The organism is Paraburkholderia mimosarum LMG 23256 = NBRC 106338 (genome assembly GCF_000739815.1).
Classification (GTDB): domain Bacteria; phylum Pseudomonadota; class Gammaproteobacteria; order Burkholderiales; family Burkholderiaceae; genus Paraburkholderia; species Paraburkholderia mimosarum.
In genome coordinates this window covers 1-15,431 of the sequence record NZ_BBJJ01000106.1, presented here as the reverse complement: position 1 = coordinate 15,431, position 15,431 = coordinate 1, and the positions used below count along the sequence as shown (strand labels likewise).

At 58.7% G+C, this 15,431-nt stretch carries 12 protein-coding genes and 7 pseudogenes; 12 read left to right on the top strand and 7 right to left on the bottom strand.

Annotation, left to right across the window (positions count from 1 at the left end; genetic code table 11):
• Both BMI01S_RS33495 and BMI01S_RS33490 read right to left on the bottom strand, forming a co-directional pair.
• On the bottom strand, positions 1–666 hold a 666-nt coding region (locus BMI01S_RS33495; RefSeq protein ID WP_156123886.1), incomplete at its 3' end, for an ISAzo13 family transposase.
• Complete coding sequence (locus BMI01S_RS33490; protein WP_062880707.1) at positions 660–899, bottom strand: hypothetical protein; 240 nt, start codon at positions 897–899, stop codon at positions 660–662. The genes BMI01S_RS33495 and BMI01S_RS33490, both read right to left, overlap by 7 nt.
• A 550-nt stretch (positions 900–1,449) precedes the next feature.
• On the opposite strand from BMI01S_RS33490, the pseudogene BMI01S_RS39820 reads away from it, so the two are divergent.
• Positions 1,450–1,635, top strand: a pseudogene (locus BMI01S_RS39820) (DDE-type integrase/transposase/recombinase); the annotation flags it as partial.
• An 823-nt stretch (positions 1,636–2,458) separates the two neighbouring features.
• Positions 2,459–2,845, top strand: coding sequence for a hypothetical protein (locus tag BMI01S_RS33480; protein ID WP_028232709.1), 387 nt, complete (start codon positions 2,459–2,461; stop codon positions 2,843–2,845).
• A gap of 547 nt (positions 2,846–3,392) precedes the next feature.
• Here the strand turns inward: BMI01S_RS33480 and BMI01S_RS33475 are convergent.
• Positions 3,393–4,667, bottom strand: a complete 1,275-nt coding sequence (locus BMI01S_RS33475) for an IS701 family transposase (protein ID WP_028232710.1) — start codon at positions 4,665–4,667, stop codon at positions 3,393–3,395.
• Between the two features lie 252 nt (positions 4,668–4,919).
• Here BMI01S_RS33475 and BMI01S_RS44265 point away from each other — a divergent pair.
• Positions 4,920–5,105 (top strand): annotated as a pseudogene (locus BMI01S_RS44265) (transposase); the annotation flags it as partial.
• 48 nt (positions 5,106–5,153) lie between these two features.
• A complete protein-coding gene (locus BMI01S_RS39815) occupies positions 5,154–5,855 on the top strand; it encodes a hypothetical protein (RefSeq protein WP_244145459.1) in 702 nt (233 codons plus the stop codon).
• A 70-nt stretch (positions 5,856–5,925) separates the two neighbouring features.
• Here the strand turns inward: BMI01S_RS39815 and BMI01S_RS44260 are convergent.
• Positions 5,926–6,084 (bottom strand): annotated as a pseudogene (locus BMI01S_RS44260) (IS110 family transposase); the annotation flags it as partial.
• Positions 6,085–6,730: 646 nt separating this feature from the next.
• Here BMI01S_RS44260 and chrA point away from each other — a divergent pair.
• The 8 genes and pseudogenes from chrA to BMI01S_RS33450 all read left to right on the top strand — a co-directional run bounded on the left by chrA (position 6,731) and on the right by BMI01S_RS33450 (position 13,091).
• Positions 6,731–7,963 carry a chromate efflux transporter gene (gene chrA / locus BMI01S_RS33470; protein WP_028232712.1) on the top strand — a complete coding sequence of 411 codons (1,233 nt, stop codon included), beginning with the start codon at positions 6,731–6,733 and terminating at the stop codon, positions 7,961–7,963.
• Between the two features lie 755 nt (positions 7,964–8,718).
• Positions 8,719–8,982 carry a hypothetical protein gene (locus BMI01S_RS33465; RefSeq protein ID WP_036046913.1) on the top strand — a complete coding sequence of 88 codons (264 nt, stop codon included), beginning with the start codon at positions 8,719–8,721 and terminating at the stop codon, positions 8,980–8,982.
• Between the two features lie 254 nt (positions 8,983–9,236).
• Entirely contained in the window at positions 9,237–9,485 is a 249-nt protein-coding gene (locus BMI01S_RS41415) for a hypothetical protein (RefSeq protein WP_154671456.1), read from the top strand.
• Between the two features lie 98 nt (positions 9,486–9,583).
• The gene (locus BMI01S_RS33460; RefSeq protein ID WP_028232714.1) at positions 9,584–9,862 is read left to right on the top strand and encodes a hypothetical protein; all 279 of its coding nucleotides are present in this window, start codon (positions 9,584–9,586) and stop codon (positions 9,860–9,862) included.
• Positions 9,863–10,041: 179 nt separating this feature from the next.
• On the top strand, positions 10,042–10,278 hold the full coding sequence (locus BMI01S_RS39805; RefSeq protein ID WP_081901421.1) for a hypothetical protein: 237 nt from the start codon (positions 10,042–10,044) through the stop codon (positions 10,276–10,278).
• Between the two features lie 287 nt (positions 10,279–10,565).
• Positions 10,566–11,381 (top strand): annotated as a pseudogene (locus tag BMI01S_RS33455) (IS5 family transposase).
• Positions 11,382–11,416: 35 nt separating this feature from the next.
• Positions 11,417–11,566: pseudogene (locus BMI01S_RS39800) on the top strand (IS4 family transposase); the annotation flags it as partial.
• Between the two features lie 70 nt (positions 11,567–11,636).
• Positions 11,637–13,091 carry an MFS transporter gene (locus BMI01S_RS33450; protein WP_042292200.1) on the top strand — a complete coding sequence of 485 codons (1,455 nt, stop codon included), beginning with the start codon at positions 11,637–11,639 and terminating at the stop codon, positions 13,089–13,091.
• Between the two features lie 54 nt (positions 13,092–13,145).
• Here BMI01S_RS33450 and BMI01S_RS44465 read toward each other — a convergent pair.
• The 3 genes and pseudogenes from BMI01S_RS44465 to BMI01S_RS44245 all read right to left on the bottom strand — a co-directional run bounded on the left by BMI01S_RS44465 (position 13,146) and on the right by BMI01S_RS44245 (position 15,288).
• Positions 13,146–14,371, bottom strand: a pseudogene (locus tag BMI01S_RS44465) (ISL3 family transposase).
• Positions 14,372–14,439: 68 nt separating this feature from the next.
• Positions 14,440–14,799 (bottom strand): annotated as a pseudogene (locus BMI01S_RS33440) (IS110 family transposase); the annotation flags it as partial.
• Positions 14,800–14,859: 60 nt separating this feature from the next.
• Entirely contained in the window at positions 14,860–15,288 is a 429-nt protein-coding gene (locus tag BMI01S_RS44245; RefSeq protein WP_036047244.1) for a hypothetical protein, read from the bottom strand.
• Positions 15,289–15,431 lie beyond the last annotated feature (143 nt).

Below are 15,431 nucleotides of genomic sequence, written 5' to 3'. Positions count from 1 at the left end.
TTCTTTGAAAAGGCGATCGCTCGTAATGGTACGCCAGAGACCGTGGCCATCGAAACTTGGGTTGCTGCCTCCGCCATCGCACAAACGCAGTAACCGTGTGGCTCGGGGATAATCGGCACGACCGTGTTTTTCCCGCCAGTGCGCCACGCTGTCGCAGGCAAACTGCGTCGTGTCACGGCTCACGCCGATGTTCACATGTGCCTTGTTCAGGCCGATGTCGTACAGCCCATGCGGAATGACGCTGCCTTCGCTGTAGCTCGGAAGATCGTGGTCGAGGACTTCAAGCTGTTCTCGCGTGTAGAGCTTGCCGTCGCGATAGAAGTTGCCCAGCAGCTCCTTTTTCTTCGTATCGATGCTGATGACAGGCTGGCCGTCTTCGAGATATTCCGCCTTAAGTTGCGTAATACGCTGAAATTGCGCGTCGCGTTGCGCGTGGGATTTGAACGACTTCTTTTTCTGTGATTGCCGCCGCGAAAAACCGTGGCGTTTTAGCAGCTGCCGGACGGTTCGCACGCTCACCCGTCCGTCCACCTGCTGCGTCATCGCCTGTGCGATTTCGCGTGGCTTCAGATCTGTCCAGATGACGCCGTGTTGTGGATTACCCGCCGTATGCTCTCGCACCACGTCCAGAAATACCGCGTTCCACTCCGGATGGTCCGTTAACACGCCCCTTTTTTTCGGATCCGCTCTCCAGCCGGATCCAGTTCTTCTTCCAGGTCCTTCAACCCTTGCCTGATTATTTTCGGGTCAATTTCAAACAGTTTCGCAATATATTCGAAACCGCCATGCCCCAGCTTGTCCGCCTCTACCGCCGCATACCGACGTCGGTCCTTCTCCGACAACCGCATGTACAGCCGCTTCATCCGCGTTTCAACCTCAGCCCGGTAGCCAGCCTGCATTGTCTGTCCTCCAGAAGACCGCATCTTACCAGCGTCGCTTTGCGCCCGCCAGGTCCACTTCCGGAAGTTATTTCTCACCCGTTCCTAAGCGGACAGACCCAGAACATCGGGCCGGCAGGAACGGGAACGTGGTAAGTCCCACTGCCAACCTCGTGCAACCTATGCGAGACGGCAGGCAATCCGCAAGGAGATCTGTTAGTGGAGTGGGTGAGAGAACGCGGAGAAAGCGAATGCCGCTCTGTAATGGCGCGGATAGGGGTTCGAACTTTGCCCTGACCCGAAAGGGTGCAGACTTCCGTGTGGTGCAGTTGTCGCAAGTCCATGTTTGAGATTCATCGAAGGGAAGCTTGTGAGAGACCATGATGACCACGTTCAGCGCCCTTCGTCTCAGCCATAAGACGAATTCACGACGTGATGCTTGCGAAGGCCTTGGTAGTTGGCAAGGCCGGCGTCAGTACGACGCTTAACGCTGTGCGCGAGCGGAGTGCGGTGAAAGTCGCACGCTCCGTTCTTCGGGGGCCTCGTTTCCGAGAGGAAACGAGGCTACCCTCTCGAACAGGACCATCGGGCTATCAAACGCCGGACCCGGCCGATGCTGGGATTCAAGAACTTCCACCCTGCGAGGGTCATTCTCGGCGGCATCGAGGTAATGCACATGATCAGGAAAGGACAGATGAAATGTGCGGGCAAAGACCTGTCGTCTGCTTCCCAGCAGTTTTACTCCCTTTTATCATAAGCAATACTTACCCTATCGACATTTCTCGTCCCGACACCCGTACTGCAACAGAACCTTCTTTCTACCCGACCCGCGGTCGCCGCGCAAGCGGCCCTCTTGAACAAAGCCATTCGGCCGTTGGATTGCGTTGCAATATCTCCGGAATTGTCCTATGTGAGACAATTTTTGGACACTTACGACAGCCGGTTCGGTCGATGGGTTGTGTCTATATGACGATCCGTCGGGCGTGCAAATTGCATTAGTCAATCGCGGACATCCAACTCACACGGATCTGAGGATATGAGCATCTACAAGAGAGTTCGGTTGATCGGGAGATCTTGCGGATCGCCGTTCCGTGAATATGGTACTTACGGCGCGGTGCTGGAGAAGAGCGGCGTATGCGTCGGCGCGGGAGCGATCCACGCCGTTAGGGGGTTGCGGGCGGACCACTGACCGTGACGCTGGGCGTGCTGGTTGCATTGCACTGTTGACCGGCTGCCGCAGGAACGAAGAGACGCCCGTGGCGAAAGTACGTCCGGTGCGCGTGATCACGATAGAGAAGCAGGAGCGGGAAGCGCCATCGCACTCACCGTGCGGCTGCAGGCACAGGACGAGATCAACCAGTCGCTCGGTATCCCGATCACCCACAACATAGATGTCGGAGATCGCGTGAGGCCCGGCTAGATGCTCGAGCGGATGGAATGAGAAAGGCAGCCTGCAGCCCGTTCGCGCGCAAATAGCCGCCGCCCACGCACAGGCGCTGGAAGCGCGCACGATGTTCACGCGAATGCGCGATCTGCTCGCCGAGCACGCCGTCTCGCACGCGTAATCTTTAACAGCAGTAATGGCAAGAATCAACCAGTCGCATATTGATTCGGCGCATTCGCTGGTGAGCATCGCGCAGAACCGCCTGAGGTATACCGATCTGTTTCGCGATATCGAGGCCGTGGTCACGGCGCGCGGCGCCGAACCGGGCGATGTGGGCGCCACCCGATGGCATTATCGTTCAGGTCGCGCCGAAGGCACGGTGAATGCGGTATTCGACATGCCTGCCGCGATCAAGAAGCTTTCGCGGCTGAAGTTTGCTCTTCACGAGTTCGCGCTCGCCGGCCTGCAGGCCTCACGCTTTAAACAGGTACTCGGCGTGTATCGGGCCATGGGGGCGGGTGGGTGGTATCGCCGATTCGCGTACGCCGGTGGCACCGAGTGCCGAGCAAAAGGCCAATTCTGAGCAGGGCAGGTGAAGTTGGTCATTTCTTGCCGGAGTGAACATGATTTCGGGTCAACGAAATTCATTCAGAAGCAACTCATTGCACGCCGGGCTCCGGAAATGGGCATGGTTAATTGGTAGAAGGCGCAACGCCGGTTGCCAACCGGCGACTCAACGATCAACGAAGGATGGATCACATCAGATCGCTGATCTGACAAATCCGGCCCTCAAAGCGGGGAAGAGCTTTGTCATCCAGTACCTCAACTGGGTTATGTCCCGCAGATGGCGAAACGCATCGCAAAGCATGTGAAACGATGGTGCGGGGTGCGTCAATCTCGATGCGAAAAGGCATCGATTGCGGCGTCTCCACCGCAGGGTATCCGAACGATACCATTGCCTCTTTGGAGGAGCGGCAGGTGAAACTTTGATCTACTTCATCCTAACTGGACTTCAGCCACTCGAACGCGATCGCCGACTGTTACCGAGTAGCGGTGATGTCGTAGCGGACGAGACTGAGATTTCGATGAAACCGGCTTACAGGGCCGCAGACGCGGCATTACGCATTTGCTCAAGGGGCATGACGGGCTTCGGGCCTCTGGAATTTTCGGGATTTTCCATGCGCGTGAGCAATGGGGGCAAGTCCGGTAAATTCCCGGCGCAGCCATTGGGCGACCAGGCCCGCCGTGACGGGCTGACCGATTCTCCACGGCGCGATCTCGCGCATCGGGAAGTCTTCGGCAATCGCCAGGCTGAGCAATTGCGTGAGTGTCCAGGCACAGGAACGGATCTGCATACAGAGTTCGAGTACGGTGCGCGTCTGCTGCCAGAGATTGTTGAATCCCCACCAACGCTTGAGATTGTGAAACAGCGGTTCTATGCTCCAGCGGCGCGCGTAAAGCTGAACGATGGTTTGTGCATCCAGATCCACTTCGGAAGCCAGGATCAGGCGTCGCTTTGTCCATTCCTGCCGCTTGTCGTTGTAGAACTGGCACCAGACGGCGCGCACGGTTGTGCCCTTGTGGAAGCGAGCCACGGCGACGATCGAACGCAGGCGCACGCGCTGTTCCTTGCCATAGAGTCTCATCGTCAATTCGGTTACGGGCAGCGCTTCGATGGCGTCGGCGCTCAGACGCTTGACATAGATGCACGGCCGTCCACGCCGGGGCGCATCCGATCGTACGGGCGGCTGAAACAGCGCGGTATCGACACGCGCCTGGCCGATGACGTGCATGTTCCGACGCAGCAATGGCAGGACCAGCCGCGCGCGCATGAACCAGGAGTCGAACAGCACGCGTATGGGCCGGTCGGTCACACCCGAGACCGCACGCACAAGTGCCAGCGCAATCCTGAGCTTGTTGGTGTTGCCGGTCTTTGGAACCAGTCGCGAGAGAATCGGCAACACCATGCCCACGCCTGCGTTGCCCAGCACGCTCACACCCAGAGTCACGACGCACTGCGCCCAGATGTGTTTCGGCCGGTTGGTCTTGCCGCTGTGCTCGCGTCGCCAGGCCACGCCCGGCGCCTTCTTCGAGCAGCGCATAATCAGCGTATCGTCCAGGACCATAGTAAGCATGCCGCTGGGCAATACCGCGAGTACCAGTCTCAGCAGCGCTCGCGCGAGTGGCACGGTACGCCAAGTGCCACGCTCCAGGAGCTTGAAATAGGCGGTCCAGTGCCGCGTACCCCTAATGGCGGAGATCGCGCGGCTCACCCACCCTTCGGGCGAAATCATGCACCCGCACAGCAGCTCGAGGAAGCTGGTCTGCGAGCGAAGCGGCACGGCGGTAAGCAGAACGTTGATCCATTCGCTGAGGTAAAACTCAGTGCGTTTCGACAAGGACATGAGCAATCACAAGAGAATCGAAAACGATTCTCATTGGCCGCCGCGCTGCTTGCGCTAAAACCTCGCGCAAGCAGCGCGGCGGCCTCACGCTTGCCTTTCCATGTCAAGTTTTTTCGAATTCCGAATCATTTTTCAGCGCCCCTCATCGAGGTGCTGAATGTCTAAACTCGAGTCATCCTAAAAAAGACTTCAAAATTGTGACACAAACATTTTGATAAACCAAATGGCTAGGCGAAGCTATAGGAAAATTGAATGACTTTTGAAGAGCTGACGGACGACGAATGGGCGCAATTGTCGTCGCTTTTGTCAAGCGCTCCCGGCAGCGTCGTATTTAGACGCGGACGTCCCTGCGTCCCACCCCGCATAATCGCTAATGCCGTTCTGTGGCTCCTGTCAACGTGTCAGCCTTGGTCAAAGCTTCCCGGTTGCTATCCTTCCCAGCCTACTTGTCGGCGGCATTTCAATGAGTGGCTGAGCAACGGCACATTGGCCGAGATGACTCGTCGGCTGACACTCTGCGGCCGCAGTTTTCCCAATTTGCCTGAGCTGTTACCCACCCCAGAAGCGTCGCAGTCGAACAAAATCCACTCCGCATTTGAAACCGCTGAGCCCCGCATTATCTGGAGCAGCCCTGAAACATGGCAAACTTGCCAGCAAAAGAAAAATAGTGCCCTCTTGCTCTCATTGGGACCCTTGGCGCGCATTGCACTCCAGCTTGGCTCGGCGGCCGACTCGGAGGTGTGTGATGTCACTGCTGCGCAAAGCAAAACTACTGCGGCATCCCAACCGACTCTCCTCATGGAAAAATACAACTCTCATCGTCGACCGAACTGCACGCTGAGTCGCGAAAGCGTAGATTCTGGACAGCCAGTTGCCGGTGAGGCGTCGTCCAGGAACTTCGACACACTTCACGATTCCACACTCAATAGCTGGCGACCGACGCCTTGGCGCCCGAGCCATATGAGGCAGCACGGCATGCACGTAGACGGTCCCCATGGCTACGCCATCTACGTGGCCGCGGAACCGGTGCGCGACAGCAAATATCGCGCGAGTTTTGAGGTCACCAGAAACAGCGAGCGCATCGAGCGCTCCGGCCTAATTGGACCGCATTTCGCCGACGTTGACACCACTCACCAATTCGCGCTCGAACGTGCACACGATTGGATACGTCAACATCACAGATCATGAACCTCCGGCGGGGCGAAAAACCGGATGCATGCTCACGTGCGTCGACGCGTTGGGGGGGCTATGTGGTTCATCAAGCGTTAGGGGCTGATTTGGGTTCGTAAAAGGTGCGGACCTTGCGTGCGTAGTAAGCCAGTGAGATGGGGTCTCTCAGGGCCGCGAAGGCCGATAGAAACAAGGCGAGTTTGAGCACCTTGTTGCCGCGCCTGGACGGATGCTCGCCACGGATGGATGGGTTTTGTGGCAATAACGCGGTCAAGTAAAATTCGCCGACGACAATGCATGACAAGCATGATGACAAAGATGAAGACGCCATGAGCTGCGCTCGCCCTTGCATCAGGACGTCTGAGATCGCAAGGACGTCGGTGAATTACCGATTACGTGCTTGACGAGGTGCCAAATTTCATCCAACGGAAGGACTCTCGCCTCAAGTTTCGCTTTGGTGATTTTCGATTTCAACGATGCCTCGCAACGCGAGCCGATGTGATCATCCTGCTCGACCGTTATACGAGCACGAAGAGACAGTCGCCAACAACAAACCAACGTCCGGGAATGGCCGGCTAGCGCCCGACGACCAAGCGTGGCGATCGCTGCGGGCGCGGCCTTTCATGCAAATGGCATAAAGCGACCCAGAGCGGGCATTGGCCGCCCAAGCCGCGAGGGGCCGCCTCGGAACGGAGACGAGACCTCTGAGTGGCGCGGTGTGTCATGTAACATTAGGAGGTTACACATCGTCTACACATCACATGTTCCGACTGTTCCAATTGCGGCGCTTCGTCGCAGTCGCCAATGAGTCTATTCGGCGAGCATTGCGAAGATGACTGACGCCGCGCGATCTCTAGCGTCGTGCTTACCGTAATCCACGATTCGAGGGCTTTATGGAAGTAAACATGACGGCGTCCAAGCGACGAGCGGGCTCTGCAGTTGAGGTTCTTTTGGTATTTCTGAAGCTCGGGTTGACGTCCTTTGGTGGCCCGGTCGCTCACATCGGCTACTTCCGCCGTGAATTTGTCGAGCGACGTCGCTGGCTCAATGACGAGATGTTCACCGACCTGGTCGGCCTTTGCCAGTTTCTGCCGGGCCCGGCCAGCAGCCAGACAGGCTTTTCCCTCGGATTGCTGCGCGCAGGCTGGCTCGGCGGGGTCGCAGCATGGTGCGGCTTCACGCTGCCGTCTATCGCGCTTTTAATCGGCTTCGCGATCCTCGCGCCATCGCTTGGCGGCCCGGTCGGCAGCGGCGTGATTCATGGGCTGAAGCTCGTCGCTGTTGCGGTCGTTTCGCAAGCCGTGTGGGATATGGCGCGCCACTTGTGTCCTGATCATCGCCGGGCGGGTATCGCGCTCGCTGCCATTGCGATTCTTGCCGTCCTGGCCACCGTCTATGCGCAACTAGTCGTGATCGTGATGGGGGCACTGCTCGGCATTGCGTTGTGTCGAACGCCCACGCCGGGAAGCCTCGCGGCGACACATGAACACACACAGCAGTTTCGTGTGTCGCGCGTGGCAGGTGCGATCGCGCTCGGCTTGTTCTGTATCCTCCTTTTCGGACTTCCTGCATTGATGGCGTTCGATTCCGCGCACGCGATCCGGGTGTTCGATGGGTTTTACCGTTCCGGCGCGCTCGTCTTCGGTGGTGGTCACGTCGTCCTTCCGCTTCTTCAGCAGGAAACCGTGGCAACGGGTTGGGTGTCGTCAAACGACTTTCTTGCGGGATATGGTGCCGCACAGGCGGTTCCTGGTCCGCTCTTTACCTTCGCCGCCTTCCTTGGCTGGATCATGACTGGGACACAGAGCCACGCTTGGGGAGCGTTGCTCGCGACCGCCGGCATCTTTCTGCCCGGTCTCTTGCTTGTGCTTGCGGCACTGCCGTACTGGCAAGCGCTACGAGCGCGCCCGTCGATGACCGCCATGCTGTCCGGAGTCAATGCAGCCGTCGTCGGACTGCTGGCCACCGCCCTGTACTCGCCGGTGTGGACCAGCGCCGTGCACACCGAGTCTGACTTCGCAATCGCTATCATCGGTTTTTTCCTGTTGACGCGCTGGAAAATTGCGCCACTGGTCGTGGTGGTTCTCTGCGCATTAGCCGGGATCGCAGAAGCCGTTCTGCATTGAGGTTTTACCGCCGGCGAACGGGATAGAGCCGTCGCCGGCGGATCTGCCTCTCCATTTGGAGACCCACGTGCCAGAAACTGTCTTATATCTTCACTGACGAGTCCGCTGTCCGAAAGCTCGAGGAGCGGTTCATCTCGTTCGCCATAAAGGTCGGTTGTTTGATCAGAGCCGCCGCTCGAATGATCTGCCAAAGCCAATTCTGAAGGGCGGCAATTGGCCGGGTGCCGACTGATGCAATTTGCATAGGCAGCTTTAAGCCCGCCAAGCTGCGATCGGCAGCATGCGACCCACAGCCGACGTTCGGACTCGCCACACTGCGACGACCACTTCCAACGGCGAAGCGGTTGTTCCTCTTGACAGTTGCGGCTGAACTCGCCGAGCCACAGCCGCAACCTTATGGCAAATCGCAGTTCACGCTAACAGAAATGACTACTCTCGTCGGATAGATCACCGGACTCTTTCTACCCGACCCACGGCCGCCGCGCAAGCGGCCCTCTTGAACAAAGCCACCTAACGCATACCGCACGCGCATTGCCGCGTGCACGAACGCTCTTGCCGAGAGCGAAACACTTCGTCGGGGGGCCTGTTCTCAGCATTGACGCATATCAACGTCGAAGGCGAAACATATGCGTATCTTTGCGAATGTGGGTGCGCGAGCAGGCGGCAGGCTTTCTAAGCATGGCGCACCATGGTTAGGAGCGGAAAGCAGTCGACCTAGCACGGTGGCCCTGGAAACGCCTGAGAGGTTACGTACGATGGCACACGAACGGTTACCCGAAGCGAATGCGACGATGAAGAATGTCATCAATGCCGACACGTTGGTGTGGCGCGAGGATATCCTGAGGAAGGCCTTCGAATACGCCGAAAGCGGTGCTTTTACCGACTGGCAAGCAATTGAGGTGGCGCTCCGCTCGCTTTTTCCTGCTAGTCGCGTGGACGATATCCTCGCGAGCCCGTTCTGTCGTTCGGACCTGAATCGGCGATGCGGTAAGGCCCACCGTCACAGTCCGCCCGACTAATAGGGGCGCATGCAAGACGGCGCGCAATAAGGAATCGAATACCGATCGGCAGACTTTGCGCGAATCCCTTTGCGACGGCATGGGCTCTCTTAATGAAAGCCCGCACGAGAGTCTAGAGCGTTCGAGACTAGAAATAGGTTGGAGATGTCCGCCTACTTGCTGAACTGCAGCAAGCTAAGGAAGGTATGAAAGTCCCAGTGTCGATGCGCGAGTTGTGTTTCGTGGTAGGAACGTTGCGGCTCAGGAGAGCCTCAATGAAGCAACTTCGTCGTGATCCGGATCCGTCGGCGAAGCTTACGCGCAAGCGGCAATTTCCCGACGAAATCCAGCGCATTGTGCAATGGTCGAGGCTGATTGTGCTGAGCGAGCCGAACTGTTCCGCCGGCAATACCGGACGACCACCGTTCCCGATCGCGACGATGCTACAAAAAACACTTCATGCGAGAGTTATACGGACGCCTCCCCCGTTTGCAACGGACCAGCATCGATGCCGTCAAACATGATCAGGTGGTAATCCGCCGCCTTCCCATATCTCTTGCTCAACGTTCGAGCTGTGAGGCAGATCGAGGGCCGGATGTGAAATCAAAAATAGGAGAAGCTAATGAAGCTGATGAGAGTGATGTTGGCCGGCGCGATTTTGACGTGTGCGTTGACGGCCTGGGCACAGAACCAGTCGGAAGCGTCGCCAACCTTGCCTGCGGCACAAGTCGGAAGTAATGACGTGATCGTCAGGATGCGCCAGAGCGAGGCGGCCGCGAATCAAGCCTACAGAAGGAAAGTGGCGGCAGCAAAGAAGGTTTATGACGGCAAGAAAGCGCAAGCCAGGAAGGAGCGGGATGCGGCGATCGCTGCAGCGCGAGCCGAAGCGAGAACGAATTAGCGTGTTAGATCGGTAGTTTCGCGATAAGGATGAAGAGTCTAGAAAAAATTCTAATCGATAGGAATGAACCGCCCCGGGATTGCCCTCAGGATTACCCACAAATTATTCGTAATTCTGCGATGGGATGGCTTGTAAACGAAGACAGCGGATATTAACTTTGGAGCCGTTCATGATCTGTGATGCCGGGCGTTGTCGCACACGCCACCTCGGTACTTGGGAAAAACCCAGGCTACCGAAATCCAAGCAGTTTTACAGGACCACTTATCGATGCGTTACAGCGCGAGGACGAACTGGTGCTGGCGCAAACCGATGCCGCGCTGGCAACGGTGAAGCTGTATCTCGCGCTGGGCGGTGGCTGGGCGGAAGGCGACGACGCAACTGCCGCCCCGATGGCCGACGCCAATGCGTTTGATTGATGCGCGCACGTGAGGTCTGCAGGTGGGACGTGCAGGAGCGACAGATCCCGGTGAGGTATATCCCCGACGAAACCGATCGATAGATATCAAAAAATCTTCTAGATATGAAAATAAATTTCATATCTAGAAAGCTCGTGATTGGTGATATTGTGACATAGATCCACATTCGAAACAGATTTGACTCGTTCCGGTTGACACTTGACGGTCGTCGGCGCCGATGATGGCTCGTTGGCCAGCGCGATTAGAGGGTGTTAGGGACTTTCAGTTGGACCTGGTATCTTGGTGTGATGACAGCAGGCAAGCCATACCCGACTAATGTGACGGACGAAGAATGGAGCTTCGCCGCTCCGTACTTGACCTTGATGAACGAGGACGCACCGCAACGCCGATACGAACTTCGCGAAATGTTCAACGCGCTGCGCTGGATGGCGCGAGCCGGTGCCTCGTGGCGTATGCTGCCGACCAACTTCCCGCCGTGGGAACTGGTCTATCAGCAAACACAACGATGGCTGAACGCAGGTTGTTTCGAGGCGATGGCCAGCGATTTGCGTTCTGTGCTGCGTGTCGCCTAGGAGCGCCGGGGGCAACCCAGCGCGGTTATCCTGGATGGACGCACGTTGCAGTCCACGTGCGAAAGCGGCCCGCGTGCGGGCTACGATGGCTATAAGCGCAAGCGTGGAAGCAAGGTACACATGGCGGTCGATACGCTGGGCAATCTGCTGGCTGTGCACATTACGCCGGCCAACGAGCAGGAGCGAGCGCAGGTTGCCGAGCTTGCTCGTCAGGTTCAGCAGGTAACAGGCCAGGCAGTGAAGGTCGCATTCGCTGACCAAGGCTATACAGGTGAGGATGCGGCTCAGGCCGCGCGTGATGAAGGCATTGAACTGCAGGTCATCAAGTTGCCGGAGGCGAAAAAAGGCTTTGTCCTCCTGCCGCGTCGCTGGGTGGTCGAGCGCAGCTTTGGCTGGTTGAATCGCTTTCGGCGGCTCGCACGAGACTACGAGCGACTTCCGCAGACGCTTGCAGGGCTTCATTTCGTCGTCTTCGAATTGTTGATGCTCGTTCATGCTGCGCGCCGATTGTTCAAAGTTCCTACCCGCTGATGAAAAGGCGCATGCCAGAAGGCGCACAGAAACTGAATGTGGTGCTTCGACTGGTGGCTCAATGCGGCGGTTTCCTTGCCCGAAAAAGCGATGGCGAACCGGGCGCCAAGACGATCTGGCAAGGTCCGGAACGCGTCATGACAGCAGCCGAAACACTACGCGGACTTCGCCACGAAGCTGCGTAGTCCGAGATGTGTATAACGAGATGCGCTTAGGGGTGCTGAATGTCTAAAGTAGAGTACATTGGAGGCAGGCATGGCCATTCTGGAGGGCGCGGCGAATCTGCGGGCCGCTGACCATGGAACACCCATCGATGCAAACGCGGCTGCCGACGGCAGCGCGCAGTACGGCACGATATCGGCCCGTCTCGACCGGCTTCCGGCCACGCGCGCGGTATGGAAGCTGATCTTGCTGCTCAGTCTCGGATTTTTCTTCGAACTGTACGATCTGCTCTTCACCGGTTATGTCGCACCGGGTCTGGTCAAAAGCGGCATTCTCACCTCGACCACGCCCGGCCTCTTCGGCACTTCGGGCGTGGCAAGCTTCATTGCCGCACTCTTTTGCGGGCTCTTCATCGGCACGGCCGCATGCGGCTTCCTTGCGGACCGCTTCGGGCGGCGAGCCATCTTCACATGGTCGCTGCTGTGGTACGTCGCGGCGAACACGGTCATGGCCTTCCGGGACACGGCGAGCGGCCTGAACCTCTGGCGTTTCGTCTCGGGACTCGGCATTGGCGTCGAACTCGTGACCATCGGCACGTACCTCTCGGAGCTTGCGCCCAAACACTTGCGCGGCAGGGCGTTCGCCGTGTGCCAGGCAATCGGCTTTTCGGCGGTGCCGGTCGTTGCGTTTCTTTCGTGGCTCTTGGTGCCGCGTGTGCCGTTTGGGCTCGATGGATGGCGCTGGGTCGTGCTGCTGGGCGGCATCAGCGCGCTCTTTGTCTGGTACTTCCGGCGCAATCTGCCCGAGAGTCCGCGTTGGCTCGCGAGTAAAGGCCGCACCGAAGAAGCCGCAGCGTTATTGGCGGACCTCGAAGCAAAGGTGGCGCGGCAATACGGTGCGCCGCTGCCTGCAGTCGGCCCAACCGACCCGGTGCCGCGAAAAGCCGGTTTCGCGGACATGTGGAAGCCGCCGTACGGCAAACGCACCGTTATGCTCATCGTCTTCCATATCTTCCAGACGGTGGGCTTTTACGGCTTCGCGAACTGGGTGCCCACGCTGCTCGTGAAGCAGGGCATTACGGTCACGTCGAGCCTCATGTACACCACGGTGATCGGGCTCGCCGCGCCACTGGGTCCGCTGCTCGGCTACTGGATTGCCGACCGTTTCGAGCGCAAGCATGTGATCGGCGGCATGGCGGCGATCAATATCGTGAGCGGATTGTTGTTCAGCCAGGCTTCGGCGGCGGTGGCGATCGTGACGCTCGGCGTGCTGCTGACGCTCGCCGGGAACATCATTTCGTTTACCTATCACACGTACCAGCAGGAGCTTTACCCGACGGCCATCCGCGCGCGCGCCGTGGGCTTCGTCTATTCGTGGAGCCGGCTCTCGGCGGTATTCAGTTCCTTCGTCATCGCCTTTACGCTCAAGGCGTTCGGCGTGACTGGCGTGTTCGTTTTCATCGCGGGGGCGATGGCGCTCGTGATGGTGTCCAACGGGTTGATGGGGCCCCGGACGCTCGGCAAGTCGCTGGAGAGCATTTCGCATTGAGCGGCGCCGATGGCAGGCATCGAATAAACCTGGCTCTGTTGAGATTTGAGTGGGTTATGCCGCATGCGGGTTGATCGAAGTGAAGTCGAGCTTGCCGGCGATCAGGAACAGCACGGTCCGCATGGTAGTGAGGTTGGCGTAACCGCGCGCGCGTCGCTTGGCGGCCTGAAACAGGCCGTTGAGAGCCTCCAGGAAGCCGTTGGTCTGACGCGTCTGGGTCCAGGCGACGATGCCGTCGAAGTGCTTGCGGATCATGCGCGCAACCTCCTTCATGGGTTCGACCTTGGAGCGCATCACGTTGATACACCACTGCTCGAGCATCTCGGAGACGACGTTGATCTGGTTGCGATCTAGGATGTCGCGCAATTGCTCGCGATAGAGCCAGGCGCGGGCGGTGCGCTTGGTCGTAACGTTGGCAACGAGCGCGTCCAGATCGGCACGCTGCGCCACGCTCAGCCGGTCGCGGTCCGTGAGCAGTGCCCAGCGCAGGCCCTTGAGTCCGGGTCGGTCTTCTGCTCGAGCCGCCGCGTCTTGTCCAGAGCAAACGATGCCTGAGCGACAACGTGGAATTTGTCGAAGGTGATACGGGCGTTGGGCAGGTGCTCGCTGACACCCTTGATGAAGGCAGGCGACATGTCGATGCTGACCGAGGTGATTTGCCCGGGCGTGGCGTTGTGCGCTTGCAGATGGGCGGCGAAACTGCTCGATGGTGGCGGCGTCCCGGCCTTCAGTAACGAACACGAGCTTGCGTTGTTTGGCGTCGGCCAAGAGCGTCAGATAGTTGTGCACGCGCTTATAGGAGGTCTCGTCGACGGCAGCGCTCGTCACGTCGGACAGATAATCTCGGCCAACGCCAGTTCGGCGTAGCGCTTGCAGATCGCGTGTACGCGATGCCACGACTCGCCGACGGCGCGGGCCACGGCGGCAAAAGGCATCTGCTGGGCGAGTGTGAGCACCATAGCCTCGAACAGCAGCGTGAAGCCGCTGAGCTTGCCGGCCCAACTGGGTTCGACGAGCGCGACGCGGCCATCGGGCAGCCTCACGCGCGGCGTGCGCACTTCGAGATAGCAGTCATGCTGGAAGAAGTTCAGGTGCCGGTAGCGCTTGACGACAGTGTCATGTACGGGATGCGCGCCAGCCACCTCCGGATGGGGAAAGCGGCTTCCAGCAGTGAAGTCGATCTGAATCGTCAGTTGCTTGGCGGCCGCGTCGAAATCGACGCCGCTTACGAACCACGGATCGCTCACACCCAATGCGGCTTCGAACAGTTGGCTATGCATGACTTCTCTTTGTCTTGTTATGCAAAAAAACGGACGATACCACCCACTCGGAATTCAACAGAGGCCCATTCTGTCTCGCGTAGCAGCCGCTCGCGCAGTTCCGCGGGTAGGGCCGCGCCGTCGTGACATGTGATCTCACCGCGTTCGAGCCGGTCACCGAACGCCTTATGATCGACTTCGTCCCAGCAGCCAAAGGTTATTAGCAGTTTTCTCATGCGGTCGCGGTGCTGCAGCACTTCCTTTTGCAGCTGACCTCGATCACGCATGAGATGACGCGAGGCCTCGTCCTGTGGGGACGGTACACGAACCAGGTGCATGCGATCTCGTTCACCATGCAGCCATGCGCGCAAGTTGATCACCAGCTTGATCGCATCAAGCCGGTCAGTCTTCGCGCGCCGCTTGTAACGTTCGACAGGAATGCTCGCCGGAACGGAAGTCAACCGGCTCGCGGTGCAGGTAGACGGGAAGGTCGTCGGCGAAGCGCAGCATCAGCGGTCCCTCAACGCGTCGATCATCGCGGTGAGCAGCGTCGTATCCTGCTGCCCGCATTCAAGCTCAAGACTCACGCCGTTGGGCAACTGCGCAACCAGGCGCGAAGGCGGCGCTGGATGTTGCGAGGCCATCATCGTCTCGCGTCGCATCGGGGGCGGCAGGACATCGGGCATTGGCAGCCTGTGGAGCGGGTGCGCAGGCCCGACGTCCGCGACTTCCCGCACCGGCACGAATGCCGCTGCATGCCGAAGCTGGTTGGAATTTACGCCAGCCTTCAGCGCAAGCCCAGCAACCGAGGCTCCTGGTCTTTGGCAGGCCTCTATGAGCTTGCGCTTGCCTGCCCGGTCGTACCGGTTCTTGCCGTTGGCCGTTTTACCGATTACCCGCAGCGGAAGAAAGTCAAAGTCAGTTTGAGTGTCAGTCATAAGTTGCGTCCGCAATGTTGAGGTTGCCGGACGCAGCTTGACCTTCTTGACCCGGCCGCGCTAGGCGCGGCAGAAACTACCGCTTACGAATAACAGCATCGAACAGGATCATCGGGCGATAAAGCGCCGAAATCGACCGATGC

Excerpts from the sequence above, each read along its gene's own strand:
- BMI01S_RS33450 (WP_042292200.1), top strand. The coding sequence starts at position 11,637 with ATGGCCATTCTGGAGGGCGCGGCGAATCTGCGGGCCGCTGACCATGGA.
- chrA (WP_028232712.1), top strand. The coding sequence starts at position 6,731 with ATGGAAGTAAACATGACGGCGTCCAAGCGACGAGCGGGCTCTGCAGTT.
- BMI01S_RS33465 (WP_036046913.1), top strand. The coding sequence starts at position 8,719 with ATGGCACACGAACGGTTACCCGAAGCGAATGCGACGATGAAGAATGTC.
- BMI01S_RS33490 (WP_062880707.1), bottom strand. The coding sequence starts at position 899 with ATGCAGGCTGGCTACCGGGCTGAGGTTGAAACGCGGATGAAGCGGCTG.
- BMI01S_RS33480 (WP_028232709.1), top strand. The coding sequence starts at position 2,459 with ATGGCAAGAATCAACCAGTCGCATATTGATTCGGCGCATTCGCTGGTG.
- BMI01S_RS41415 (WP_154671456.1), top strand. The coding sequence starts at position 9,237 with ATGAAGCAACTTCGTCGTGATCCGGATCCGTCGGCGAAGCTTACGCGC.
- BMI01S_RS33475 (WP_028232710.1), bottom strand. The coding sequence starts at position 4,667 with ATGTCCTTGTCGAAACGCACTGAGTTTTACCTCAGCGAATGGATCAAC.
- BMI01S_RS33460 (WP_028232714.1), top strand. The coding sequence starts at position 9,584 with ATGAAGCTGATGAGAGTGATGTTGGCCGGCGCGATTTTGACGTGTGCG.
- BMI01S_RS44245 (WP_036047244.1), bottom strand. The coding sequence starts at position 15,288 with ATGACTGACACTCAAACTGACTTTGACTTTCTTCCGCTGCGGGTAATC.
- BMI01S_RS39805 (WP_081901421.1), top strand. The coding sequence starts at position 10,042 with ATGCCGGGCGTTGTCGCACACGCCACCTCGGTACTTGGGAAAAACCCA.